The 26,090-nt window shown below is 39.7% G+C and carries 19 protein-coding genes and 1 tRNA gene; 3 read left to right on the top strand and 17 right to left on the bottom strand.

Annotation, left to right across the window (positions count from 1 at the left end):
* Positions 1 to 169: 169 nt before the first annotated feature.
* From AOB57_RS06110 to AOB57_RS06050, 13 genes are all read right to left on the bottom strand, one after another.
* Entirely contained in the window at positions 170 to 3,676 is a 3,507-nt protein-coding gene (locus AOB57_RS06110) for a PAS domain S-box protein (RefSeq protein WP_054298450.1), read from the bottom strand.
* A gap of 660 nt (positions 3,677 to 4,336) precedes the next feature.
* Complete coding sequence (locus AOB57_RS06105; RefSeq protein ID WP_054298451.1) at positions 4,337 to 5,194, bottom strand: metallophosphoesterase; 858 nt, start codon at positions 5,192 to 5,194, stop codon at positions 4,337 to 4,339.
* Positions 5,195 to 5,389: 195 nt separating this feature from the next.
* Positions 5,390 to 6,316, bottom strand: coding sequence for a S16 family serine protease (locus AOB57_RS06100; protein ID WP_054298452.1), 927 nt, complete (start codon positions 6,314 to 6,316; stop codon positions 5,390 to 5,392).
* 201 nt (positions 6,317 to 6,517) lie between these two features.
* On the bottom strand, positions 6,518 to 6,898 hold the full coding sequence (locus AOB57_RS06095) for a CU044_2847 family protein (protein ID WP_167829560.1): 381 nt from the start codon (positions 6,896 to 6,898) through the stop codon (positions 6,518 to 6,520).
* Between the two features lie 229 nt (positions 6,899 to 7,127).
* Entirely contained in the window at positions 7,128 to 8,543 is a 1,416-nt protein-coding gene (gene cysS, locus AOB57_RS06090; RefSeq protein WP_054298454.1) for a cysteine--tRNA ligase, read from the bottom strand.
* A 295-nt stretch (positions 8,544 to 8,838) separates the two neighbouring features.
* Positions 8,839 to 9,432 carry a Maf family nucleotide pyrophosphatase gene (locus AOB57_RS06085; RefSeq protein ID WP_054298455.1) on the bottom strand — a complete coding sequence of 198 codons (594 nt, stop codon included), beginning with the start codon at positions 9,430 to 9,432 and terminating at the stop codon, positions 8,839 to 8,841.
* Between the two features lie 152 nt (positions 9,433 to 9,584).
* Positions 9,585 to 11,603, bottom strand: a complete 2,019-nt coding sequence (locus AOB57_RS06080; protein WP_054298456.1) for a cation:proton antiporter — start codon at positions 11,601 to 11,603, stop codon at positions 9,585 to 9,587.
* 343 nt (positions 11,604 to 11,946) lie between these two features.
* Positions 11,947 to 12,645 carry a methyltransferase family protein gene (locus AOB57_RS06075; RefSeq protein WP_054298457.1) on the bottom strand — a complete coding sequence of 233 codons (699 nt, stop codon included), beginning with the start codon at positions 12,643 to 12,645 and terminating at the stop codon, positions 11,947 to 11,949.
* 247 nt (positions 12,646 to 12,892) lie between these two features.
* On the bottom strand, positions 12,893 to 13,282 hold the full coding sequence (locus AOB57_RS06070) for a DUF2769 domain-containing protein (protein WP_048167208.1): 390 nt from the start codon (positions 13,280 to 13,282) through the stop codon (positions 12,893 to 12,895).
* A 257-nt stretch (positions 13,283 to 13,539) separates the two neighbouring features.
* On the bottom strand, positions 13,540 to 13,809 hold the full coding sequence (locus AOB57_RS06065; RefSeq protein WP_082086797.1) for a DUF2769 domain-containing protein: 270 nt from the start codon (positions 13,807 to 13,809) through the stop codon (positions 13,540 to 13,542).
* Positions 13,810 to 14,430: 621 nt separating this feature from the next.
* Positions 14,431 to 14,874 carry a rhodanese-like domain-containing protein gene (locus AOB57_RS06060; protein WP_226999662.1) on the bottom strand — a complete coding sequence of 148 codons (444 nt, stop codon included), beginning with the start codon at positions 14,872 to 14,874 and terminating at the stop codon, positions 14,431 to 14,433.
* An 854-nt stretch (positions 14,875 to 15,728) separates the two neighbouring features.
* Positions 15,729 to 15,914: a hypothetical protein gene (locus tag AOB57_RS06055; protein WP_149761579.1), complete on the bottom strand. Its 186-nt coding sequence runs from the start codon at positions 15,912 to 15,914 to the stop codon at positions 15,729 to 15,731.
* A 1,190-nt stretch (positions 15,915 to 17,104) separates the two neighbouring features.
* Positions 17,105 to 17,440: a hypothetical protein gene (locus AOB57_RS06050; protein WP_082086798.1), complete on the bottom strand. Its 336-nt coding sequence runs from the start codon at positions 17,438 to 17,440 to the stop codon at positions 17,105 to 17,107.
* Between the two features lie 730 nt (positions 17,441 to 18,170).
* Here AOB57_RS06050 and AOB57_RS06045 point away from each other — a divergent pair.
* Positions 18,171 to 18,821: a ferric reductase gene (locus tag AOB57_RS06045; RefSeq protein WP_226999661.1), complete on the top strand. Its 651-nt coding sequence runs from the start codon at positions 18,171 to 18,173 to the stop codon at positions 18,819 to 18,821.
* Positions 18,822 to 18,903: 82 nt separating this feature from the next.
* Here AOB57_RS06045 and AOB57_RS06040 read toward each other — a convergent pair whose 3' ends face one another.
* The 3 genes from AOB57_RS06040 to AOB57_RS06030 all read right to left on the bottom strand — a co-directional run bounded on the left by AOB57_RS06040 (position 18,904) and on the right by AOB57_RS06030 (position 22,976).
* Positions 18,904 to 19,668: a potassium channel family protein gene (locus tag AOB57_RS06040; RefSeq protein WP_054298458.1), complete on the bottom strand. Its 765-nt coding sequence runs from the start codon at positions 19,666 to 19,668 to the stop codon at positions 18,904 to 18,906.
* A 272-nt stretch (positions 19,669 to 19,940) separates the two neighbouring features.
* Entirely contained in the window at positions 19,941 to 21,221 is a 1,281-nt protein-coding gene (locus tag AOB57_RS14480) for a cupredoxin domain-containing protein (protein ID WP_054298459.1), read from the bottom strand.
* Between the two features lie 609 nt (positions 21,222 to 21,830).
* Positions 21,831 to 22,976, bottom strand: coding sequence for a hypothetical protein (locus AOB57_RS06030; RefSeq protein ID WP_054298460.1), 1,146 nt, complete (start codon positions 22,974 to 22,976; stop codon positions 21,831 to 21,833).
* Between the two features lie 563 nt (positions 22,977 to 23,539).
* Here AOB57_RS06030 and AOB57_RS06025 point away from each other — a divergent pair.
* Positions 23,540 to 23,950 (top strand): PaaI family thioesterase, encoded by a 411-nt coding sequence (locus AOB57_RS06025; RefSeq protein WP_054298461.1) that lies wholly within the window; start codon positions 23,540 to 23,542, stop codon positions 23,948 to 23,950.
* A 174-nt stretch (positions 23,951 to 24,124) separates the two neighbouring features.
* Here AOB57_RS06025 and AOB57_RS06020 read toward each other — a convergent pair.
* Positions 24,125 to 24,196, bottom strand: a tRNA-Gly gene (locus tag AOB57_RS06020).
* Positions 24,197 to 24,504: 308 nt separating this feature from the next.
* On the opposite strand from AOB57_RS06020, the gene AOB57_RS06015 reads away from it, so the two are divergent.
* The gene (locus AOB57_RS06015; protein ID WP_226999678.1) at positions 24,505 to 26,079 is read left to right on the top strand and encodes an ATP-dependent DNA ligase; all 1,575 of its coding nucleotides are present in this window, start codon (positions 24,505 to 24,507) and stop codon (positions 26,077 to 26,079) included.
* The last annotated feature ends 11 nt before the right edge of the window (positions 26,080 to 26,090 follow it).

Here is a 26,090-nt window from a genome sequence, read left to right as displayed (position 1 = left end):
ATAGAATTCTCAGGAATTCTCAGGAATAATGACTGCTTATTAGCCTTGTTCCTCGCATTTATTTTTTTCCATAGATCCATGCATTTTATATAAAAATTGAGAAGAAGTATCAATATTCTTATTAGATCAATCTCACTTCTTGAAGAGAAAATATCTCATAGGTTAGACTTTACAGGACATCGAATTTTTCTATCAGGTTGAAAGTAATTCTGAACTCAGTCCCCTGATCTCGCTTAATCTCTATTTTTCCATCCAGCTGGTCAACGAGGGTGCTCACTAACTGCAGCCCAAGAGAATCAAGGCGTTCAAACTCCAAGTTTTCGGGAATCCCTTTCCCGTTGTCTGAGATTGTCAGACTGAAACATGATTCCTGTATTTCGTTATTTTTTTCTTCCCTGCACAGTTTGATTCGAATTTCCCCTTTTTCCTCTTCAGTAAATGCATGTTTGAGAGAATTGGAAACAAGTTCATTAACAATTATTCCCAGCGGGACGGCAATGTCCATGTTAAAGAAGGCATTCTCCTCGAGATCCATTAGCAGGTTGAGATTTTTACTTCTAAGGCTGTAAGTCTGGAAAAGATTCTCAGCTAGTTTCTGGAGATATGCGGAAAAGTCCAGTGTATCGGTTCCTTCCCCTTTATAAAGTTCCTCATGGATAAGGGACATCGAAAATACCCGGTCCTGGCTTTCTCTAAAGGCTTCAAGTACCTCGTTATCAAAAAACTTCTCAGCCTGCAAATCCAGCAGAGAAGAGATTACCTGTAAATTGTTCTTGATTCGGTGATGAATCTCTTTTTTTCTAGTTTCTTCGATTTTTGCCAGGATTTTTTCTGCCTTCTTGCGTTCAGTAATATCCCTGGAAATAGCCGAGACAGCTACAAAATCTCCGGACGAGTTAAAAATCTGGGAGAGACTTACTGAGACATTTATTGGTGTACCGTCCTTTTTTAGCTGCAAAGTTTCGTAGTACTGGACTTTGTCGTTATTTTTAATTTTCTCGATTAGCTGTCCTATTTCCCCTTTTAATCCTGGAGGTTCAATTACTGAAATATTTTTTCCCAGAATTTCTTCAGCCGAATAGCCATAAACCTGCTCTGCGCCCTTATTCCAGCTGGTAACAACACCCTCAAGGGATGTGGTTATAATTGCATCGTTTGATGATTCTACAGCATTCACCAGGGTCTTAATTTTTTCTTCAGCTTTTTTACGCTCGGTAATATCCTGAACTATTCCTCTTGCCCGAACCGGAAGATTTTCCTCGTTAAAAATAACTTCAAATCGTACATGGATTGTGCGTACTTCTCCATTATCCAGAACAATCCTGTGATCAACACTGGAAAATCTTGAACTTACGGCTTCTCTAAGGGTATTATCCACATAGTCTCGATCATCGGGATGTATATAGCTTAGATACTCATTATAAGACGGTGCCAGTTTTTTAGGATCTCGCCCGAATATACGATACATCTCCTCAGACCAGTTAACCTCACCAGTTAAAAAGTCCCAATACCAGCTTCCAATATTAGCCATTTTTTGAGCTTCAGCTAGACCTCTTTTGCTTTCTTCCAGGGATTTATAAGTCTTCTCAAGCTCTGCTGTACGCGCTTTAACCAGCTCTTCCAGGTTATCGAGGGTATCTTTTAACCTGGCTTCCGCTTCTTTTTTATCTTTAATATCACGCGAAATAGCAAGAATAGAGCATACTTTACCATTGGTGAACTCCGGTACTATCCGTGTATTAAAATAGTATTCTTTTCCCTGAGGTGATATGTACTTGAATTCCATTGTCTCGGGTTCTCCTGTAGCAAAAACCTTCTGGTGGCACTCTTCCCAGAAATTTACAAGTACAGGATCCATTCCAAGTTCACCATGCGTTTTTCCAATTATTCTGGCTTGAGATAGACCGTAAGCCTTTGCAGCTGCAGGATTTGCATACATATGGCGGTTTTGTTTATCAAAGCGGGTAATTACATCAGGAGAGTTCTCGGCCAGAGTACGGAATCGCTTTTCACTTTCCACCAGCTCCTGTTCAGCTAGCTTACGCTTGGTGATATCACGGACGATGCCTCCGATAAAAGAAGGCTTCCTATTTTGATCTTTAGTAACCCTAAAGTGGTCGGCAAGCCACAGGTATTTGCCGTCCTTGCACCTGAACCTGTACTCAACAGTTCCAAAACCTGAGTCAGATGCCCGAGTCAGTTTTTCAGTAACCATCTGGCGGTCTTCTGGATGAATACGATCAAGGGTTTTACTGGTAGTCATCTCACTTATTTCCCTGGCAGAGAAACCTGTGAGCTGCTTTATTACAGGGCTCATGTAATCATAGCGGTCAGTCTGAAGGTTTCGCCGGTACGCAGCATCGAGCGAGTTCTCAATAACCCACCTGAACCGCTCCTCACTCTCCCTCAGCGCATCTACCAGAGCGTCACGTTCATTTAGCAGCTGGCTCAACTTGATATTGCTGTAGCTTAACTGTGAGACCATATTGGCAAACGCCATTAAGAAAGCCATGCCTGTATCCACGGCTTCCCTGCTCAACCTCGGGACTTTTTCAAGTGCAGCTATATATTCCTCTTCATTGAAACCATATTTCCTGGCCTGAGCTCGGAAAAGCTCGTAGTTAAGAAGCTCATCCTCAAAAAAGAACTGCCCTGAGAGGATACTGCCAACTTGCTTGCCTCCTACCATAACAGGAGTTGCGACACTCCACATATTGTTCTTGCACTTATGCAGCTTAAACTCTCCAGGCGGGGTAACCGTAGAAAGCTCGATGTCATTCTCTATACAGTGCTTGCAGGTTTCAGGATGAACCCTGTGGAATTTCGTGCAGATGTCCTGCCATCCGACACCTACCAGAACATTACCTTTTAGATCATTCAAGCCCACAGTCATGTGAACAAGCTTATGGAAATCCTCCATGAGGGACTGGACCGCCTGGACATCAATAATCTCGGCAAGCTCCAGGTTAGCCATTTCCCGGTCTGGTGAGAGAATATTTTCTAGCCTAAGTCTTGGACATTGCTCGCTTTGCCGCAGCTTTTCTTCAGCCTGCTGACGCTCGATAATATCTGCAGCCTGCCGGGCAAGGATATCAATCAGCATCAGCTCACGCTCATCCGGAAAGTGAGCCTGGCTGAAATAAGTAGAGATAACACCAAGCAGTTTGCCCGACAGGCTCACCAGAGGCGTTGACTGAATAGCTCTTACTCCTTCATCCAGCAGTACATCAAGGGCTTCACTTTCGAGTAAGCCCGGACTGCAGGTGATGTCCTCAACGACCACGCGTTCCATTCTTTCTATTGCAGCCCCACATGTCGCTGCTTTCCCTGCATCCACAAGCTCGAAGAATTCTAAAAAACGAAGGCTAAACCCCTTCTGGGCTGCGAGCTTCAGTTTTCCTGTTGATGAATCGAGAATCTGTATATTTCCTTTATCCGCTCTGGTAATTGCAATTGCAGCCTCAACCATTTCCTGAAAAATCGAAAATAAATCACTGTCTCCGAGATACCGCTTGCTGAGTTTATGGAGAATACTAATGTCTCTAGTCTCTACTCCAAGTTTGCCCCTGGGTTCAATCAGCTCATTCTCCGAACGCTTGCAGTCGAAAATCCCGGTATGCAACTCTTTATTTGTATTGTCCGATTCGTCAGCATTCAGGCGATCAAAAGTAGTCATAGTTCTCCAACCCTGCTTTAATTAGGGTTTTCAGTATTGCAGTTGAAATTCCTTTATCTGATGGAATTTACATGATGGGATATGGGAAAGATTCCATAAAATCGACACCAAAATTTCTCGGTTATTCTTCCGTTCCAAGCCTCCTAAATTCCGAATAAAAAATTTAAAAGCTTTTATGAATTACCTGCTGGTAACCATTTTGGCACCTGGGAACTTTTCTGGAGTTACGGTCTCACCAGCCAGAGTAAATTCTGTGATTGCTTTTCAGTAAAATAAGGGATCATCTGCCTAACAATCTTATTATATCGATTATTCAGTCTGAATAAACTGTATGTTAATTCATCAGGATTCTTTATTATTGCTACTCATCAAATTTTCTCTAAAATATTCAAAGATTAATAGCAATTATAAAACATCAATTTCATAAAAAGATTTGGATATGGCGTAAAAAAATTAGAATTATGAGGGAAATCTCAAGAGAAAAGATGCAGAAAACTGGACACAATGTTGTTTCTAGTTGATATCTGAGAATTTCTTTCAGAATGCAGCACTTTTCCTTTAAAAGTTTTAAGATCTGGTACAGAGCTCAAAACGATGAGCAATTTTGTAAGGGTTGTTCTAACACTTAAAATTTTATCCCCTGATTATCTTCTGATCAGCTCAGACGGGTTTTTTAGAGTTCTTATAGCTCCTGCCCGGCGTCCTGGTTCGAACCCTTGTATGTTGCAGTTTCCGAATATTCCTGAGCAGTCCTAGTCTTGTCCCATCAAGCAAATACACTTCTGAAGCCTCAAGTTCGATCCCGCCTGAGGAAAAAGCAGGGCCCAGGAGATCTTCCAGAGTGGATTCGTTAAAAGGCACGCCTCCACATAATTCATTAAAAGCCGGCATTATGAATAGTTCAGGGTCGCCCCATTGTGCAGTGTCTTCAAAATCGAGGTTTCCGAATCGACTCGTCAGAACATCTGCATTGAATTTTGTCCTGATCCAGGCAGGCTCAGTTATGGAATAGCCGAAAGCATCCGTAAAGCGAACTGTAGGATGGTTATGGGCGACAATTATATGAGAGGCACTTAGCAGTTCAGGATCAGGCCAGGTATGCCCGTGAAAATATCCTACTCCGTCGAGAACCGCCCCGCGTGCGGAATGAACCCTGATATCCTTTTGTCTGTTAAAAAGAAGTTCGATCCCTCCGTCATGGTTTCCAGGGAAGATATCCACATGTGTATGTTTTGCAAGCGTCTCAAGAAAGCGAGGAATTTCATCTTTCTCCTGCCAGGAAACTTGAGGAACATTGTGCTTTATATCCCCAAGAAGTATTATCCGGTCGGGGGAATTTGCATGAATATAGCTCAGAATCCTGTCCAGCCGTCCTTCCATCTGGCTGGGCAAATTGATCCCGCTCCTGTAAAGGTCCCATTCTATCCCCAGGTGGATGTCGGCAACTACCAGTGAAGTTTCGGTATTGGATACAATGAGAGCAGGCTCTTCAATAATAGGTATGATTTCTGGTGACATAGTTGATGAAAGATTGTTTTTCAGAACTTAAAATTGCATATCAGATGGCAACCTGAAACAGGTTCAATCTCACGCGTATAAATATATACTTTGCGCTATATAAATAAATAGAGGGTATAAAATTGAAGATAGTAAAGAAGAGATAATTCCGGTGAAAAATGTACTTGGGTTACAGTAAAAATTCAGATCCGGATTTTATCTCTGATACCTCAGTACATCATCTATCGTATCTACGTATTCGACATCGATTCCCACCTTTTCTTCTATATACTCCTCGGCGTCTACGATCTCTGCCTCCCTTTCAGTAATTATAAAGCCGCCAAAGTTTCTTTCTACCAGCTTGTAAATAACAAGTTGACTATTTTCCCTGGGAATGAGGAAGAGTGTTTTGCCTCCTGCTTCTGCAGCCTTGGCTTTTTCGAGAATGCCACCGACCTCTCCTATATTGCCTTCACTATCAATGGTACCTGTTAGAGTAATGCTATCATTTAGCCTGGTATTATTATCGACTGCGGAAATTGCAAGGAGGGTCATTAGAGCGCCTGCACTTGGACCATCGACCCCTCCGGGAATATCTTCTTCAGCAGTTACACTAAAAATAACATCACTGCTTGAAAGCTGATGTCCGGTTTGACTCTCGGCTACGAAGACAGCAGTGTTTGCCGCATCCTGGAAGCCTACACCGGTTAGAGGAACTGTTTGAACAAGTACGCGGCCTTTTCCTGGTCTAATCTCAACCGATATATCAAGTAAAGCACCTTCCTCAGAAATACTTTCCCTGATAAAGGGGCCAGACCTCTCCAGTTCAACTTTCTGGAAAACCGCAGGTCCCTGAAGGATAGCAAAACCTTCAATTCCTGCAGGACACATTTGAGAACTGTTCTCAAGCTCAAAGATTCTCCCACGATAGGATTCCAACTGAGAAGCATAAGACTGAAGCGACTGATTACTCTGATTTAGCTGCGCCTCAAGGTTTTCATTTTCAGTCTCAAGGAAATTTATGCGATCCTGCATTTCCTGGATTTGCTCTTCATCAAAGGAAGGCTGTTCCTCAAACAGGACAAAGTAAGCGTTTGCAATAAGCGAAACGGCAAGTAAAAAAGCAAGAAGTTTGGACTTCATACCACCTACCACTTTCAATTTGTTTTAAATCATACTTATTTCTTCCTTCAGGGACAAAGAAGAAAAACAACAAGAACCATTATAGATAGAACTGCGGATTTAATTTGAGAGCAACTAAGTGAATATTGATTCAGAAAATCTTCTAACGTATTCGTATATTTGCATTAAAAAAATTATGTGATTATAAGCAGAGTTTCAGCCTTACTCCTCTGGAACTTCCTTCTCAATCTCATCTCCTTTGTCTTTCCACCTTAGCACTACTTTAAGGTTTTTCTCCTCCTCTGATTTGGTTATAACTGCTCTCCCATTCATAGTCAGAAGCAGATTAAAAGTTAGCTCCACCTGAGATGGTCTGAACTCAGCAGGGGTTTCCTCCATATTGTCTACAACTTTTTTAGAGATTTCCTTGATCATAAGCATTGCATCGTCAATAGACTCTATGGATTTTTCTTCCAGGGCTTTAGAAGATACGAGCCTCAAGGCTTTTACTGTGCCTGGAGCATGCCCCAGTTCGGCTAAAATATGCCCTGCTTTCAAGGCATTCTTACTGGAGACATCAATAACTTCTTCATCAATAATCACTTTATCCAGAAATTGCCCCCCTATAGGCGATAGGGCACGCATAATAGAAAAGGAGAATGCGACCCAGAATAAGAATAGATTAACGCAAATAAGATATATATATTTGCATAAATAATTATTGACGTCTTAAGGATTTCAGGTGAACTACCTTCCCTGCTCTCTGATAAAAGTGAGGAAGGGAACCTCCTGCCTTAGAGTTAAGGAAGCTTATACAGGAATTTAATTAACTTTATTCAGCTTCCTTTACATTTGGTCCTTCTTTTGTATCCTGCACGATATAGCCCAGAGATTTTATTTTTTCCCGGATAGCATCCGAAACTGCCCAATCTTTCTTTTTTCTAGCGTTTTCACGCTCTTTAACCAGTTCCATGATTTCTTCGGGAATTTCCTTTTTTCTGGATTCGGCAAAAAGACCCAGAACATCCGAAAACTGCCTGTAAAGGGAATGGAGCTTATTGAGAACCTGCTGGTTTTTTCCGGACTCAAGATATTTATTGGCTGTACGGGAGAGTTCCCTGAAAACAGTTATGGCTTTAGGAGTATTGAAATCGTCTTCAAGAGCTTCCCTGAACTGAATCTCAAGTTCGGGAAGGGCTTTAAGGACTTCATCGTCTTCAGGATAAGCTTTATTTTCTGCGTTTGCCAGGGCAAATTCAAGGTTTTCGAGCGTTTCTTTGAGTTTCAAATAGTTGTTTTTAGCATTTTCTGCAAAGGCGTCAGAGTAATCCAGTTTTTTACGGTAATGTACTGAGAGAAACATAAAGCGTACAACTTCCCCGCCATACTTCCCTACAATCTCGGGCAATGTGAAGATGTTTCCTTTGGACTTGCTCATCTTCTCCCCTTCGACTATCAGGTGTTCGCCGTGAATCCAGTTGCATGCAAAAGGTTCACCTGTTGCCCCTTCCGATTGCGCTATTTCGTTTTCGTGATGAGGGAAAATAAGGTCTACTCCTCCTAGATGCATATCCAATGTGGGTCCAAAATAGTTCATAGCCATTGCCGAGCATTCGATATGCCAGCCCGGGCGGATTTTACCCCACGGGCTTTCATAGTAAATTCCCCTCTCGATCTCTTCCGGGGTTGAGGCTTTCAGGAGAGCAAAATCACGTGGGTTATCCTTATCATATTCGTCCACATCCACTGATGCGCCAACCTTTATTTTATTGAAGTCAAGCTTTGAGAGTTTACCGTAATCAGGAAATGATGAGATTCTGTAATAAACCGACCCGCCTTTTTCGTAAGCTAGTCCTTTGTCTATCAGCTTTTGTGCTAGCTCAATCATGCTGCCAATGTTTTCCGTGGCTCTCGGATAGGCTGAAGCTCTTTTTATGTTCAGCATATCAAGGCCTTTAAAGAACTCTGCCGTGTATTTATCCGTAAAATCCTTAAGTGACACTCCGGCTGCTTTTGAATCCCTGATAGTTTTGTCATCTATGTCGGTAATGTTCATTACAAGTTTTACTTTATATCTAAGGTACTCAAGAGTTCTCACAATATTATCGGTCATCAGGAAAGTACGATAATTGCCTATATGCGGCATACTGTAAACTGTAGGCCCACAGGCATAAATCGATACTTCGCCTTCCTTTAAAGGTTTGAAAATTTCTTTCCGTCTTGTAAGGGTATTGTAAACCTGGAGCATCCGGAACGCCTCTGGAAATTTAAGCACCTGAAATACTTAGCAAAAATTAGACTTATTTTCTTTAGATTCACCCGAGTTAAGAGTATCGGTTAATTCGTTGTTATCTAATTGGTCAAAGATACTTTATTACTTTTGCCACAAGCCTTTTGAAAAAACTGCTTGATCGCAAACTTTTTAGAAAAAAGTTTGATCACAAGCCTTTTCAAAAAAGGCTTGAGCGAAAACGGCTGATATGCGTGGTCGGCGTGATAAACCGGCGCAGCGGTTTCGATGAAACGGCAGCGGGTCGACCGTTTCAGGATAAATCTTTCTCAAATATGCAAACTCCGGCTCTTTGCAGTATTTTTCCCAACCGGAAGAGGGGAAGCCCCACGATATTAAAGAAATCGCCCTCGATTTTTTCCACAAGGGCTGCACCTTTACCCTGAGCAGCAAAAGCTCCTGCTTTATCAAGAGGCTCTCCAGTTCTGACATAAGCTGAGATCTGTTCTTTGCTCATCTTATCCATCCAGACTGTCGTGGATTCCAGTTCACTGGTTTCCTTCCCGCTGTTAAGGTCAAGAACCGTAAGAGCGGTTATAACCCTGAATTTCTGACCACTTAACATTTCCAGCATTTTCTCTGCCTTTTCGGGAGTGCCTGGCTTTCCAAGAAGTTCCCTATTAAAAAGTACCGAGGTATCAGCAGAAATTACAAGCCCGGAATCGAAATGTTTAGCCACTTCCCTGGCTTTTTCGATAGAGTGTTTTGTGAGTAGTTCTTCAGGGCGCAGGTCAGGATAGGGGTATTCTCTATATGAACTGGCATGAACCAGGAAATTATTTCCTATCAACTGTTTGAGTAACTCCTTTCGCCTCGGAGATGCAGACGCAAGAATGATCTGACGCATGGGAAAAAGTCAGGATGCATGGGATATATTTGTATGCATATACAGTGGAAACGGAAATAGACTAAGGAGCTAATTAGGGAAATTAATTGAAAGAATAGATTAAGAAAATTATTTGGGAAATTAATTAAAGAAATTAGCAGGCAAAACTATCCTCATCCTTGAACACTTTCAAAGAACCTTCTGATACTGCAAAGATCCTCAGGTTTTCCAAGAAGAATACAGGCATCCTTTGCCTGAAGAAGGAAATTGCCTTCTGGAGTATAGATAAGGTCAGAGCCCCTGCTGACCGAGAGTACAGTTACCCCATGCTTTTTCCTGAAGTCCAGGTCTGCCAAGGTCTTTCCATCGAGACTTGAACCATGCCCAACTTTAAGGACCTGAATCTCAACTCCTGGAAGCCCATCCTTTATATCGAATTTATCATCAACACCTGTATTAACTGACAATTTTCTCAGCATCCTGTAGCCGTTAGCCCGCACTTCATTTACCAGCTTTTCAATATCCTCTCGTGGAACCAGATACTTTTCCAGCAGGCGGACAAAAATTTCCACAGAGGTTTCATATTGCACGGGAATGATTTCATCCGCGCCAAGGGCATTGAGGTGTTTCATTTCCTGTAAATCCCGTACTTTTGCGATAATGCAAATATTCGGATTTAGTTGTTTTGAGATCTCCACTATTTTCCCTGTAGCGGCTGCATCTGAAATCCCGATAATAAGCACTCTCGCATTCTTGACGCCTGCGTGTTCCAGTACAGCCTCAAGTGTTGCATCTCCATAGTGAATATTTTCCCCTTTCTGTTTCTCTTGTTTAACGGTTTCAGGGTTCGCTTCTACAATGAGATAAGGGATACCTGCGGCTTTTGCAGCCTTTGAGACTGTTCTTCCGGAAAAACCGAAACCTACGATTATTAAATGATCTTTCACCTCAGGTTCAGCCTGTTCCTCTTCTTTGATGGGTTCTGAATATAACCCGTGTACCAATTTCATTCCATGAGGCATACCTGAAACCTTTCTAATAAGGGTATCAGCAGACTTATAAGAGGCATTGATCAAAAAAGGTGTAATTGCCATACTAAGAATTGAAACCGCCATAAATTCTTGATAAAATTCCCGCGTCAGGAGAGAATATTCAACTCCCAACGTAGCAAGAACAAAGGAGAATTCTCCTATCTGTGAAAGTGCAACCCCCGTCAATACAGTAGTGCGTAGAGAGGACCCAAGAAGAAAAGTTCCCATCATTCCTGCAATTGATTTCAGGACAATAATACCAATTGTTGCAAGAGTAAAGACGGGGAGGTTATCAATTACATAGTTTATATCGAGCAGCATGCCTACAGACACAAAAAAGAAACTCATAAACATGTCTTTCAAGGGTGAAACATTCCCCATTGCCTGCTGGCTGTACTGAGATCCAGAGATAACTATCCCTGCCAGAAAAGCCCCCAGTGCAAGAGATAATCCTATACTGGAGGTAAAGACAGATGCTGATAAACAGATGAACACAACACTGACAAGGAATAATTCCTTATTTCCAGTTCTGCCCACATGGTAAAATATCCAGGGAACAATAAATTTAGCACTCAGGATAAAAACCAGGATAATCAGAGAGCCTTTTATGAAGACATCAGGAAGCGCTCCCTCAAAATTTACAGAGCTCCCTGTAAGCATTGGAACAATCAGGATCTGAGGTACGATAGCAAGGTCCTGAAATATCAGAACTGCAAGCGAGGTTTTTCCATGAGGGGTAAAAAGCTCATTTCTATCCTGAAAAATTTTTAGTGTTACTGCAGTACTGCTATGTGAAACCAAAAAACATATGAAAATAGAGGTAACAGGACTGAAACCCAGAACTGAGCATAAAATAAAAAATAAAATTGTTGTGAAAAGGAAATGGAGAGTCCCCCCTAATAATAAAGCTTTTTTCATTTTCTTGAGCTCATTTAGGGAGAGTTCAATTCCTATCGTGAAAAGCAAAAAGATTACACCGAGTTCGGTACTCAGGTCTACAATCTCTCCTCCATTAACAATCTCGAGCCCATAAGGTCCTATCAGCATTCCGATTACAAGAAAACCCAGCACAGGAGGGAACTCAAATCTGTAGAATATTGTAAGAATTAGAATGGCAAAGCCCAGTATTACATCAACATTTGCCAGTAACGAGAGTGCCATTTATTTTGTTCCTCCAGAAGTGAAATAAGTTTCTGGGCTTCCTGAAATCTCAGAGAACCAAGATAAACCCCGCATTGAACACTGCCACCATTTATATATACATATCTCAAATATTTTGGCTGTAAGATAAGAATATTTACGAAGATATATCATTTTCGGTAGGTAGGGGGTTTAAAAATCCATTTAATTAATCCGCCTCAAAATAATAATTAGAAAAATAATTAATAACCAAAACGAAAAACTAGCCAAAAGTTAATGAAGAAATTAATTATGTTGAATAAGTAGTTTTAACAGAATTATACGACAAAGTACTGAGCCCTGTGTTTGAGTACTGTACCTGTATTCACCATATTTTAGGAATTAGCCTGTATGTTCTCTTTGTGTAGTTCTCATAACCTTTGACCTCCCGAACAAGGACTTCTTCTTCGCGTTTCAACCTGTATAAGAACAGGAAAACTAACACTGCCGATATGCTCAGGGTGAGATAAGCATTCAGGATTAGTGGGACTCCGACTGCCTGTAATATGTTTCCTGCATAAGCCGGATGCCTTATGAATTTATAGGGACCTTTTTCAACTAACTGATGGTTATTTTTTATCTCAATATGGACAGAGAAATATTGACCCAGAGTCCGCATGCCCCAGACTCTGAGTCCTGTGCCTATCAATGCAAGTGATGCTCCTGCAGCTGTAACTGTTATATTGTGCTGTGGGAAAAAGTCGAATTTAAGTCGCAGGTAAAAGATATACTCAAGAATGGGAGCAATCAGAAGAAGCCACCAGAAAAATAAGAGCAGACTTCGAATCCATCTTTGTGATTGCCGTCCTTCAAGACCTGATCCCCTGTATGCAGCTTTTTCTGCCAGTAAATAAAATAACAGGATCCCGATATAGATGTAAATTAGCCTATGGTTTAGGAAACCCCAACTCTCAACCAGAAGCTTCCATGTTTCGGCAGCAAATAAAAGCATAACTATGTTTATAGCCCGGTTTATCCATTCTCCCTTACTTTCTGATGCTTTCCAGTTCTCAAACTCTACCATTGCTTCTTTAATTAAATTAATTGTTTTTCTATTTTTCCAGGTGGTTACAAACTGCAGGCAGAAAAAGCGGTGAATGCGTAAAAAACAATCTTTGAACTCAAAAAATTGGTCTTTAAGTTGAGAACAATGTGTCTTTAAGCTGAAAACAGTTCACTGGCGCAAAAATTAGGAAAGTTTTTGAAAAAACATGTAAGAAAACAAAAACGGCAGTGAGTAAGCGAGAAAACTACCGTCTGAAGGCAGAAACTCAGGTTGCTCTGCCGTTGTGACAGAAGTGATTGTTTGGATTTGCATCTTTGAGGTCATACTCCTTCCAGACCTCACATGAGCCGCAGATGCATTTTCTATCAGGGTCAAGATCCGAACAGGTTGCCTCACCTTCCGAGCAGTATACCCCCGGAAAATCCTCAGGGTCCGGAACCTCGCCTTCTGGAAGATTTTCCATTAATTGTTTTGAACTTTTAAATTTATCCTGTGCACACTGACTGTCATCCTGCACTGGACACTGTGGACACCTGCACCTGTTAACATTTGCCCGATTATAGGGAACCAGGAAATTCGTACTCCTTTCAAAAGTTATATCTCTATCCCTGGGTGGAATAGGACTCCCCTCTTCAGTAGATATATTTCTTCCCATACTCTGTTACCCCAAACTTAATACTCCACTGGTTTTTCTATTTCAGGTTTCGGCTTTAGGGCATAAAAGCATTTTCAGTAGCCGAAAGAATATACGCTAGTGAGAGAGCAAATATAAAACATGATCCTGAGACGAGATCTGCAGCTTAGATAAGCTATCCAGCGAGAAAAATAAGGAATGAAAAAAAGTTGAAAAACGACGAAATTTATGCTTACAGGAAAAATTAAATGATATTTGTCTTAACCTTAGTGAGCAAATCAGGTTGCTCTGCCGTGAAGGCAGAAGTGATTATTTGGATCTACTTTCTCAAGACCGTACTCTTTCCAGACCTCACATGTACCGCAGATACATTCTCTGTCAAACTTGAGATCCTCACAGGTAGCTTTGCCTGTGGAGCAGTATATCCCTGGAACCTCTTCCGGATCTGGAACTCCCCCTGCGGGCATGCTTTCCATTAATTCTTTTGCGCTCTGAAGTTTTTCCTTCACACATTTACTGTCAGCCTGCACAGGGCACATTGAACACATGCATCTCTCAATATTTGATTTTATATAAGGAACCTTAGAATCTTTACCACTCTCGTTGGATATTATAGAACCCCCTTCCCTGGTTGATGTATTTTGCCTTTATTCATAATATTCTCCCAAATTAGTACTCGGCTAGTACTCGGTCTTAGGCTTTGTTTTTGAAGTTTAAAAGCCTTTTCAGTTATAGAACGGATAAACTGTAGATATTTAGAAGCTACTGCACTTGAAATTAAGTTATTTTATTTAAAATCAAACAAATGTTCTTAGAGCTTATCTAACTCTACATGAAAGTCAATCAGTATTATCTGGATTAATCTAATTAATTAAAGCCAAACTGGTTTAATTGAGATTAAATCAACTTAATTAAACCAGTTTTAATTGAGAATAAGCAGGGAAAAAATATTCCACCTGAAAGAAGTGAAGAAACATATCCAGCTGAGTCCTCGAATGATTGCTTTTTTCTCGTTTACCATATCAATGGAGCACAATTAAGGATTAGCAGATCCACGCTGAAAAAGGATAATATTGTCATGGAGCTTCAGGATAAATTTGGGTTGTTCTTAAATTTCACTGACAGGATACAGTTCTCTTGTTTATTTGTAACCTCCCATGTTTAAAGTTTCAACCACGAGAGCCGTCATCAGTTTCTATATCTTCCGAGCTTACAACCGGATATCCTGCATCTATCCAGGCATTGATACCTCCTTCCATATTATATACCTCGGAATATCCTGCATCTACAAGCATTGTACTTGCCGACACACTTCTGCGCCCTGATTTGCAATAAACCAGTACTTTCTTCCTAGGAACTTCATCTATGCGAGCTTCGAGCAAACGTTCTGAGCTTAAATTCGATCCTGAGACGTTGCTTACGGGAATAAGGGTTGCCCCTTTGATATGCGAGGAGTTAAACTCGTCAGGCGTGCGCACATCAAGTATGAATACATTGCCTTCTTCAATCATCCCTTCTGCCTCATGTACGCTTACATTCTCAAACCCTGAAGGATTTTCTATTTCCTTTTCTTTTCCCTGTTCTGTAAAGATCAGGAATGTTGCTAAAAACAAGAGAATAAGAACACTGAGACATATCAAACTCCGTTTGTTCGATCAGATTCCTCCAGCATTATAAATTTAAAACTCGAATAAATTTAAAACTCGAGGTAAATGGACGCATTTACTTTTTTGCCAGTATGAACAGGCATTCTATATAAATTATTTTTAACTGTAAAAACTATCTCATGATATAACTATCTTTCCTCGAAAGAAGAGTAATAACTCTTAAAAATTGAGCTTTTTATTCTTAGTCCAGGTTGGCTCCATTCCGGCAATTTATCAGGCAAATCCAGAAATAAAAATAAAAATTAAGCAGATCGAAAAGTAAACTGAGACTCTGGAGAAGAAAGATTATCTGAAAAATAACCAGCAAGAAAAAAACGGAAAGTTGACCGTCGGATAAAAAATAAAAACAATTATTCAGATCTTGGGATAGTTTTATGGATGAAAACAGGATAAATGCAAGAAAAACAGGATAAATGCAGAAAAAGCAGGAATTAAAAAAAAACAGATTTAAAAATTAAAAACCGCCGCAAATCTTCAGAGTAAGAAGCAAAGTATACCTGCAGAGACATCAAATAAGGTTCATCCGCCGATCTATTTTGAGTCTACAGGTAAGTGAAGGATTGGAAGATCCCCTTACAAATATTTCCTTATTTCCTTATTTCCTTATATGTTTTAAAATCTAGCAGGGTCTTTCACCCCTGAAATCTAACGTGGGACTGTACTAATGGGCTTACGAATTTGCATGTTTTGCAGCAGGTTAATCCAGTTATACTTTATAACTGATCAGTTTAGCACCAGCATTTGTTCTTTCCGAAGGAATCAAAACCAAAGAAATTACATTTGCCTCCAAAACCAAACTTTTATTTGTCCCAACATTTACATCTGTCAAATTTGTCAAATCTATCGAATTTCTTATTTCGTATCAAATCTGTCGAATTTCTTATCGAATCTGTCGAATCTATCGAGTCGAATCTGCCGTATCCATCCTTTGCTGCGCTCACTGTAGTAGCTGAGATTGCAGCCATGAAAGAGATAAGCATGGGCATACACAATGCTTTCTTAAGCTTTACCATTTACCACACTCCACAAATTTTTGTTATACTTTTAAATTTTATCTTTTCATTTAGATTCAGTAGGTAAGATGCAATCTAGGGTTAATTACAAATTCTGTTTTTTCATCGACGTAGTATTTAATGAATTATTTCCATCAATTCGTCATCCAGCACCTATCATGGATAAGTATACCAGTTATAAAAATCCTGTATTATCCCCATATAATATACAGAAAGCCGATGAAAAGTAAATCCCTAATTATATTAGTACGTGATTATAGTTTATAGAACATAATATTTAAAGAAATAATAATCAGGAGCCTATAATAATTGGAAATAGGCATTATCCAGTCCGGTTTAAGGAGAAATCATCTCAAAATTGTTATTATGACAATAATTTTATATTAACAGCATTACCCAGTCTTTAAGCTCGGGATTATAATAATTTAAGATCCAAACTTAGGATCTATTTTCAGCTTCATATAACTAATTTTTTAATATGGTTAAAAGCTCAGTCTTGTATATACATTAAAGGAATTCATACAAAAATCAATATTTATCGATGAATTTCAGGAAAAGTGAACATCCAGTCAATTTTACACTGGAAGCTATTTCACAATCGGGAGAAATCCCATACTGCACAACATAATTATCTAAGTAAATTTCTGTTCATTAAAAAGAAATGGATGTTAAACAATTTCCTTGACTGTTTGAAATTTTCAGTAACGGGTTACCCTGATTAGCATAACAGATAAATCTCCTGATATTCGAGACAAGAAAAATCGCAATAACAAGAGAAATCACAATAATAAGAAAAATTTAAAAATTATAAAAATAACGTTAACTTTTCAGACGTATAATTATAAAAAAATTAATGAACTCATTCGTAAGCTTGCTTCGGTAATTGCTGGTAAGCAAGGCAAAGAATTTACGCAATTCGATAAAAAAGATTAATCGCATGCGGCTTCAACTATTTAATTCATAACATCTGTCGCAAACTTATTAATATCTTTTTTATCCATCAAGCACGTAAATCCTGTAAGGAGAATGCCTCCATCGGTATTTTAGATACTTTTAGATACTAGGAAGCTGAAGATTTTGCTGTCCCAGAAATTCGACGCAGAGCTATCGAATGAGTATTAGTCTGTTTATTCTTTATACTTACATTCATGCAAGTTTAACTGTTAACACCATCCGCACCAGTTACAGCCGCTTCCAAAGAAGCCAGAGAAATTAAAGAACCCTACAAACTTGAAGCAAAACTGGCTGAAGATATACTTGCACTGGCTGAAGTTGCACTTGCCTTTCCAGTCACACTTATCTTTCCAATCACACTTGCCTTTCCAGTCACACTTGCCTTTCCAGTCACACTTGCCTTTCCAGTCACACTTGCCTTTCCAGTCGCACTTGTCTTTACATTTACAATCTTTCCCGTCACATGCACTGGCTGACGCAGCTGTCAGTGACAGTACAAAGAGGACCATCACCAAAATACTCATTGTCTTTTTAAATATACCCATTTGTGTACACTCCCTAAATTGCTATGTTTCTAAATGTCGGCTTTGTAACACATTTTCATCGTCAGATGGGGCGCTTGGAAATGATTTTTACCAGTTAATCATATATCCATGAATACTGGCTAATTAATCATCTTTTACTGCTGAAAATGCTCTAACGATGAAATGGATACAAATCACGCCAACAATTGAGACATAAAGGAGATTATCATTTGAAGGATATAATATATACAGAAATATAAATAAGGAACAATAATCAATTAAAGAGATATATTTAATAATATATATTTTACAAGTGCGTTCTGAGCATCCCGGACAATAATTTTTAATAAGAAAATTATAGAAATTCTTATTTTTTAGAAAATTTCCATATGAGATCCTATTTCAGCTTGACTTAACAGCCTCAAGGAGAATTTCTGTATAAATTCTATAATTAATTCAGAAGATAAATTTAAAAAGACAAAATTAAACCCTGACATAGCTTGTAACCATGCCTGCGTAACACCCGAAAATGGCAGATAAACACAATTTAACAATAAGATTCAATTTTGTTAACTGGATTCGCCTTTAATGTGACTAAAATTAATCTAGTAATAGTAACAAAGGTTAATTCTCGACACATAAGGATTTAATCTGGTCTTAGCCGATTTTTTGAGAAAGCCAGTAGACTACTTTATTAAAAGCACTGATGTCATTGGGAAAGAATAACAGCATTACTTTCGGGGGAAACATTTTGGATAAAGAGAAGGCGGGAAAATACACAGGTCACAGCAAAGGTAGGGAAAGTTCGGGCAAAGGATCCTCAAATAAATATTTTTACCCGATCTACGGCATACTTCTACTCGTAACCATATTTATAACGTATATTATTCTTCAAAACACTGAAGAACCTATTAGGACTATACGCAGGTTTGCAGGGACTTTCGGCTACCTGACCGTGTTCCTTGCAATAGTTACATCCGAATATATGGCTAAAATGAAAAAAATATCAGGACTTCCTTTTATGAAAGCTCACCATAATCTGGCGAGAATTGGACTATTGCTAATCCTTATTCACCCACTTACTTTTGTTTTACAGGGGAGAGGAATAGGAATCTTTTCGCCGATTTCTCCGACAAACATTTTTATTGCATTGGCAGGACGTCCGGCTTTTTATCTCTTCTTTCTGGCTGCAGGTATTGCATTGTACAGGAAGAAATACAAAGATTGGAGGAAAGTCCACTACCTCAGTTACCTGGCTTTCTCACTCGTCACAGTACATGCCCTGATGTTAGGTGACGACTTTGAATTAGCTATAATGAGAATACTTGCGATTGCAATGGCGATTACTGTGATAGTTATCTTCATACATAAAAGATCGGCGTCAGGGCGAAAAAGGAAATGAACAACTGAAACTCGGGACAGAACCTGCAATTTAAACTGAATAAATATTGACACCAGATACACGGCATAAAATTTTAGAAAATTTACTTTTTTTCCTTTCCCAAAAGCCTGTTAATTTCACTGGAGAGTTTCTGTACCTCGCTGCGCATCTCTGCAATTTCTTTTGAGGAAAGTTCTTCTTTATCTTTTCCGACAAGCATGCTTGCCAGGGCTGCAGTTATGTACCCAAAAATTGAAAAAGCATAAACCGATAATGAAAAAGCCAGTATTCTCCCCTCGGGGGTAACTGGCCAGTAAGCGCTTCCTATTGTAGTCATAATCATGGCTGTCCACCATAATGCATCCCAATATGAAGTAATCCCCGGGTGCTCAAAATTGTACATTCCCGCTGCTCCAAGAAAGGTAATTAAAACCGTAAGCAATAGAACGTATCTCAAGCCCCGCTGCCTGATTACCTGTCGGACTGTTCTTAAGCTCCGATTAAAAGAAGAAAGAATCCGAGCCAGGTTAAGAGATCGGACAGAATTTGCAAACCTGACAAGCCTGAATCCTTTAAATAGTCTTAAAACCCTCAACGCAGGCAAAAATAGGGAAAAGGTAACAAGCCAGTTACTCTTTAAATAATCTTTCTTTAACGGAGAAATGTACAATTCAATAAGAAAATCGACTATAAATATTCCCCAGATAACCAGACTTAATTTTTGCAAAGAAGAAGAGAGACCATAAACAAAATCGACAATAATGAGAACAAGCCATAATAGTGACAGCAAAGTTAAAGGGAGATCAAAAAGATCGTTAATCTGATAAAGAAGCTCTTTTCTTTCGTCTTTTAGTTGCTTTTTATCCATGTCTTTATGTCTCACCGAAATTTATCAGGTTGTCAGGTGAGTGTGGACCTGCTTTTAAAAGAGAGGTTAGATAAATATTATTAGATTTTTGAGCACTTATAGATATCTTTGTTAAATCCAATTTCGGGTTAAGGAAGAAAACAACTCAAAATGACTCAAAAAAGGATAACCGTTTTAAAAAATTCTTCAGTTATACAAACGAAGGATTATGTAAAATAAAATATTTAAGTAGATTGAATATTTCCTTCATTCAGTTCACTCTAAAACCAAACTCATTTCTCCTCAACTATTACAGACCCCCGCATGGAAGGATGAATCAAGCAAGAATATTCATACGTGCCTGCGTCAGTAAACTGGAACTCATACGATTCTCCTTCTTGCAGTATGCCGGAGTCGAAAGTAGAACCTGTAGCTGTATGATTAGCTGAATCAAGGTTCGTCCATCTGACAGTATCACCTGTTGATATTGTAACTGATTCGGGATTAAAGGCAAAATTGTTGATTGACACCTCAACATTCTTTCTACCCGCAGCCACCACTTCATTCATACCAGTCATGTTTTCCATGCCTGTTATGTTTTCCATGCCAGTCACGTTCTCAGCCATAGCTGCGGTTGCGTTGTCGAAATCAAGGATCTCAAGACCTTCGAGCTGGGGATCGTCGAATATTATATGGATAAAAGTCTGGTTCTCGCCACCTGGCAGAGTATAGTTGGTAGGCACTGGCTGTTCCTGCATTGTTCCATTGTCAGCCATCACCTTCTCAGGCAATAAGAGATGAGCCTGTATACCCCTGTGAGGCAGTTCGTTATCAAGGAGCAGTCTATAACCCTGCTGGTCAGGACTCCTGATGCGCTCGGTTGCCATAGCGTGTATGACCCTGTTATTGCTGACAAGAGTATCATTTACGTAAAGCGAACCTACACCCCAGAAAGCTCCATATAAGTAAGAGGTTGGCTCCAGGCGTGTGCCTATTCCAGTTTTCCCATGAGCAATTCCATCAACAATAACCCCGCCAAAAACCGGATGGATCTGCCCAACGCGAGTAACATTTGTCAGAACAACCCTATATCTGATTTCTCCTGTCGGATCCGTGAAATTAAATTCGGCTTCAGCCATATCTTCGGATTCATTCACATCTACAGGAGTATTGTCTGTCAAATTCATGTTGAAGGAACCATTAATACGCGTAAAATTATCAGAGTACGGTGTAGGCACCGATGTTGTGGTAAATTCGTTCCCACTCACAGACCTGTTAGCTAACGGCACACCAATCTCTGGCTCATATCCAATTGGCACATCCGGAGTTCCGAAAATCTGAGGATCGAGTCTTCTCGGGCCTGGAAAAATCCATTTAACATCCTCACCGGCTTGCTGGCTAACATTAATAGTTTTATCTACAGTTGCAAGTGTGCATATTTCACCTGTTGTGGTTAAGTTTCTCTGCTGAGATGCATTATTAGATGTAATATCCCCTCCCATCTGCGCCTGTGCCAATCCAAAAAAGAAAGCCAGGCAAAGTATTAACAGAGAAACTATTAACTTTATTTTCATTCTTTACCCCCCGTATGCGAATTTGATCAACTAACCCAATTAAATATATTTAATAAAATAAAAATTAATTTAATATAAATCTATTAAACAATAATGATCGATTTATAAATATTTAATCTATATTAACTACAGCAACTAGTCAGGTTTTCGTAATCAAGGGTCTTTTAAGAAGTAGATCTATCACATTTTATTACATTAGTAAAATCTGACTCATAAATTGCCAGATTCTTCCTTAGAGCATTAATCCTTCAAAATTATTTTTTTGATTGGAGAGTTACTTAACTCTGAATGTTCAGTAAAAGTGGAATCAGAATATATTGAGACCTGATCTTAAATAATCAGAGATCAGATAAAAAGAGAATTATCAGATAAAACAAAGAAATGAATTGGCAGATAAAATAAAGAAATGAGTTGACAGATAAAGTAAAGAAATGAGTTGACAGATAAAGTAAAGAAATGAGAACTGCAAACCATATACAGGTTTGCAGCCTCTATTTTCAAGCTGGCTTCTGTAACCAGGACAGTCGATCGTTCATTTCTTATCCTGGCCTTATATGTACATCTTCATCGATCATTGACTACAACATGCTTCAGGTCATGTTCCTTATCTCAGTCCATGCTTTCTACTTCAGCAAAAGTTGTAGTCTGATTTACATCACAGGTGGCGTTCTTGGTCACGATTGAAATCGTGTCTCCAATGCTCCTGATTACAGCCACCTTTCCAGTTATGTTATACGTGTCCTCATCCATACCTTCGTCATCGGATATATCAGTAATATCCCCAACTATAGTCTTGTTTCCATCCATTGTGGTAAGGTCAGCCAGATGCTTGTCTATTTTCTCGGCCGTTCCGATCATGTAATCTACATTGCTAATTATAGCCATCTTTCCATCAAGATTACACTCCACGGGTTGATTGCCTGTATCTCCAACCATTCCGGTCATATTACCCATTATTTCGGACATCTCATCGATGTCATCGATGTCTTTAATCACAATTATCTGTCTGGTCATATCACCTGTTACATTTCCGGTCATACTTCCAGCCATAAGTACAGTCATGTTGCCAATGCTTTCGGTTGTGCTGCCCATATCATCGCTCGGGTTGACCGTGATGGTTCCAGTCATATCTCCGATCAGGACTACAGTCGTATCATTCATGGCTTCAATCATGGTTTCAATCATATCGTCCATGTCTTCAGTCATGTTGTCGGTCATATTACCGGTCATGTTGTCGGTCATATTACCGGTCATGTTGTCGGTCATATTACTGGTCATGTTATTGGTCATGTTGTCGGTCGTGTTACCCATGCCAGTCATGATTTCTGTCCTTCCGAAGATAACTACGCTTCCGGGCATATTATCCATTCTTCCGACCATAACCGCTTTTTCTGTCATGTTACCCAAGTCTTTGATTAAAATTATCTTTCCAGTCACATCAAGTTCCATGCTTTGGGAGACATTATTCATGCCTTCAGTCATGTTGTCCATGTCTTCAGTCATGTAATCGGTCATGTTGTCGGTCATATTACCGGTCATGTTATCGGTCATATTATTACCCGTCATGTTATCCGCTTTTTCGACTATAACCGCATTTCCGGTTATGTTGCATGTAACGGTTTCAGTAATATTTCCAGCTATGATTACATTTATTTCATCCATGTCTCCGATCGGATTACCCTGTGCCTGCACGGGTACTATAGAAAGAGCCAGGCATAGCGCTAGCATCAGAGGAAGTATCAATTTCAATTTCATTCTCTACCCCCCGGGTTGATTATTAAGTTTTTGAATAAAATAAAAAATAATTTAATACAATTATCTTAATAATAAAGGATCAGATTATAAATAATTAATCTCTATGAACTATAGAGATTAGTCGAGTTATAGGTGTCAACCGGCATTTTAAAAGTAGATATTTGTCACATATTTATTATGTTTGACATAACAGATATTAAGCAATATCATTTGAAAAGCTTAGGAAAATCACGTTTAACGTTTATTTTAGATTGTCCATACTCCAGTTCCTAATCTCAGCCTTCTTTATACTCTGTATAGATGTAATCTAAAACCCTTCCTTATTAGGCACTTACGGCTACGCAAAATTATTTGGGAACATGGCAAAAGAGCCACAGTAAGGCCTTGAAATTCTTATTAAAGCTTTAAGATCACATTATTGGAAGTGTTCAGGGTAGCAACACGGTCAGTTTCAAGGGGAAAGAGCAGAAAAAGCGTGCTTACAGGCGCAACAAAAAACATAACTTTAATTAAAAACACGAAGAATAGAGCACGACTTTACTGACAATAACCGGAGTTGTTATATGGAAAATATTAAAGAATTTTTTAAGAATGATAATTTTGCTGCAATGTCAGGAATCGAAATTCTTGAAGTCTCTCCAGGGTATGCAAAAGCTGTCATGAATATAGAAGAAAAACACCTCAATGCCCTGAAAACCGTTCAGGGAGGAGCATTGTTTACCCTTGCAGATCTTACTTTTGCTGCAGCCTCAAATGCACACGGCAATGTTGCTGTTGCTATCAATGCAAATATCTCTTTCGTGAAAGCCGCAACAGGGAAAACTCTTACAGCCGAGGCAAAAGAAACATCTATTAACTCCAAAATTTCAACGTATACCGTAAACATAACTGATGATAGAGGAGACCTGGTGGCGATTTTTCAGGGCATGGGTTACAGGAAAAAGACTTCACTTGCTGATCTATCCCGCATTTGAATTAGCCGGATTAATCTAAAACAGATAGGCAGGAGTCACCAGAAGATTTCCTGCTAAAACCCTTTTAAGGTGTTCTGAAGGTTAACTGGAGAAAATATAAAATATATTGCTTTAAAACATAATTTAAGCTTAGAAAAGAAACTAGTTTTAAAAAGAGCTAAGAAGAATTTTCAATGCGACTGCCGGGATTCGAACCCGGGTTCTAAGCTTGGGAAGCTCAGGTCATAGCCACTAAACCACAGTCGCATAAGGATGTAAAGAAGTGCTGTGTATTCTTCTCATGCATCTTTTAGATATTAAAGGTTTCGGTGAAGGGACGGAGCGGCGAGGAAAGCTGTTTTATTGGCAAAAGAGGGAAAACTCTATTTCTGAAATTTGAGGGTGCAAAGCATAAAGACCTGAGGGTGGAATAATATAAGAGAAAAATTTCAAAGCGTTTTTTCGGGGAGAGGGCAATGGCTCGGTTTATAGAGCTTGCAGAGCTTTTTGAAAAACTTGAGAAGATAACATCTCATAAAGAGATTGTCAGGAAGATTGCTAACTTTTTCTAGGAACTGGAAGGAAAGGAAGTAAAGGACAGTGCATACCTTTTTCTCGGAAGCATAGGACCTGCGTTTGAAAACACGACACTGGGAGTAGGGGATAAGATTGCTTTAAAAGCAATTGCGTCTGCATACAGAGTTTCAGAAGAGGAGGTTAAAAAGAGATATTCAACGACAGGGGACCTTGGGGATGTGGCGTTTGAGTTAAGCAGGGGAGAAAAAAAGTCGCTTACAATTGATGAAGTATTCGGAAAGCTCAGGGAAATAAAGGAAACCTCAGGAAAAGGGAGCCAGGAAGAAAAGGTCAGGCTACTTTCCAGTATTCTGCAACGAGCCAGCCCGGAAGAAGGGAAATATATAGTCAGGATTGTGCTGGGAAAGCTAAGGCTGGGGTTTGGAGACCAGTTTCTGCTTGAAGCGTTTTCTATTGCTTTTACAGGGGATAAGAAATATGCTGCAAAGATTAAGGAAAGCTACAATGTTTGCACCGATATTGGAGAGCTTGCAGAATCCCTTTCAGAGCATGGTCTCAGAGCTCTTGGGCGCTTTTCCATAAAACTGGGACGGCCTGTCAGGTCAATGCTTGCTCATCGAGTAGAATCTTTCGAAGAGCTTGAAAAAAGGATTCCCGGAAAAAAGGCAGCTGAAGAAAAGTATGATGGGGAAAGAGTGCAGATCCATAAAAACGGAAACGAGATCAAAGCCTTCTCTCGAAGGCTCGAGGATATAACTGCCCAATATCCTGATCTTGTGGAAGCAGTCAGGAGAGGCATTAACGCAGAGAGAATCGTGCTTGATGGGGAAATCATTGCATACGTTGAAGGCAGTAAAGCCGATGACTCTACCCAAGAATTTTATTCATTCCAGAGACTGATGCAGAGGCGCAGGAAATATGAGGTTCAAAAATATGCTGAAATCTTTCCTGTTGCAGTATTCTTTTTCGATATCCTGTACCTGGAAGGAAATTCCCTCCTGAAAGAACCGCACCCCAGGAGAAGAACTCTTCTCGAGGAAAATGTAAAACAATCGGAGGTTCTTCGCCTGGCTGGAAGAATTGTTACGGACAATCTTGAGGAGATCGAGGACTTTTTCAACAAGACTCTAGAAAAGAAGCTTGAAGGAATTATAATCAAATCCATGAGCAGCAATGCGGTTTACGAAGCCGGAAAAAGGAGCTGGTTCTGGCTCAAGTGGAAAGAAGAATATGCCGAGGGAATGCGAGAGACCTTTGACCTTGTAATTGTAGGGAAATATTACGGGCGAGGAAAGAGGAAAGGCTCATTTGGAGCCCTCCTCTACGCTATTCTCAACGAAGAAGAGCAGCGTTATGAGACTTTTACGAAAGTAGGTACAGGATTTACGGAAAGGGATGCAAGGGAAATCGACAGCCTGCTTTCAGAGCATATAGTGAATGAAATCCCTAAAAACGTGCTCATAAAAAGTAGGATGCTGCCAGATATTTTTGTAGAACCCGCTGTGGTTATCGGGTTCTTGGTGCGGAAATCACGAAAAGTCCCGGCCACACTGCAGGACAGGGAGAAAGAGATACAGGGCTTGCTCTGCTCTTTCCTCGATTTTTGCGTATAAGATACGATAAA

The organism is Methanosarcina flavescens (genome assembly GCF_001304615.2).
GTDB classification, from domain to species: Archaea; Halobacteriota; Methanosarcinia; order Methanosarcinales; family Methanosarcinaceae; genus Methanosarcina; species Methanosarcina flavescens.
Note: the sequence above shows the minus strand (reverse complement) of the source record. Positions and strands in the feature narration are given on the sequence as shown.

Coding starts and splice junctions, on each gene's coding strand:
- AOB57_RS06110 (WP_054298450.1), bottom strand. CDS start 3,676: ATGACTACTTTTGATCGCCTGAATGCTGACGAATCGGACAATACAAAT.
- AOB57_RS06105 (WP_054298451.1), bottom strand. CDS start 5,194: ATGTCACCAGAAATCATACCTATTATTGAAGAGCCTGCTCTCATTGTA.
- AOB57_RS06100 (WP_054298452.1), bottom strand. CDS start 6,316: ATGAAGTCCAAACTTCTTGCTTTTTTACTTGCCGTTTCGCTTATTGCA.
- cysS (WP_054298454.1), bottom strand. CDS start 8,543: ATGCTCCAGGTTTACAATACCCTTACAAGACGGAAAGAAATTTTCAAA.
- AOB57_RS06085 (WP_054298455.1), bottom strand. CDS start 9,432: ATGCGTCAGATCATTCTTGCGTCTGCATCTCCGAGGCGAAAGGAGTTA.
- AOB57_RS06080 (WP_054298456.1), bottom strand. CDS start 11,603: ATGGCACTCTCGTTACTGGCAAATGTTGATGTAATACTGGGCTTTGCC.
- AOB57_RS06075 (WP_054298457.1), bottom strand. CDS start 12,645: ATGGTAGAGTTTGAGAACTGGAAAGCATCAGAAAGTAAGGGAGAATGG.
- AOB57_RS06070 (WP_048167208.1), bottom strand. CDS start 13,282: ATGGGAAGAAATATATCTACTGAAGAGGGGAGTCCTATTCCACCCAGG.
- AOB57_RS06065 (WP_082086797.1), bottom strand. CDS start 13,809: ATGTGTTCAATGTGCCCTGTGCAGGCTGACAGTAAATGTGTGAAGGAA.
- AOB57_RS06055 (WP_149761579.1), bottom strand. CDS start 15,914: ATGCCCATGCTTATCTCTTTCATGGCTGCAATCTCAGCTACTACAGTG.
- AOB57_RS06050 (WP_082086798.1), bottom strand. CDS start 17,440: ATGGGTATATTTAAAAAGACAATGAGTATTTTGGTGATGGTCCTCTTT.
- AOB57_RS06040 (WP_054298458.1), bottom strand. CDS start 19,668: ATGGATAAAAAGCAACTAAAAGACGAAAGAAAAGAGCTTCTTTATCAG.
- AOB57_RS14480 (WP_054298459.1), bottom strand. CDS start 21,221: ATGAAAATAAAGTTAATAGTTTCTCTGTTAATACTTTGCCTGGCTTTC.
- AOB57_RS06030 (WP_054298460.1), bottom strand. CDS start 22,976: ATGAAATTGAAATTGATACTTCCTCTGATGCTAGCGCTATGCCTGGCT.
- AOB57_RS06025 (WP_054298461.1), top strand. CDS start 23,540: ATGGAAAATATTAAAGAATTTTTTAAGAATGATAATTTTGCTGCAATG.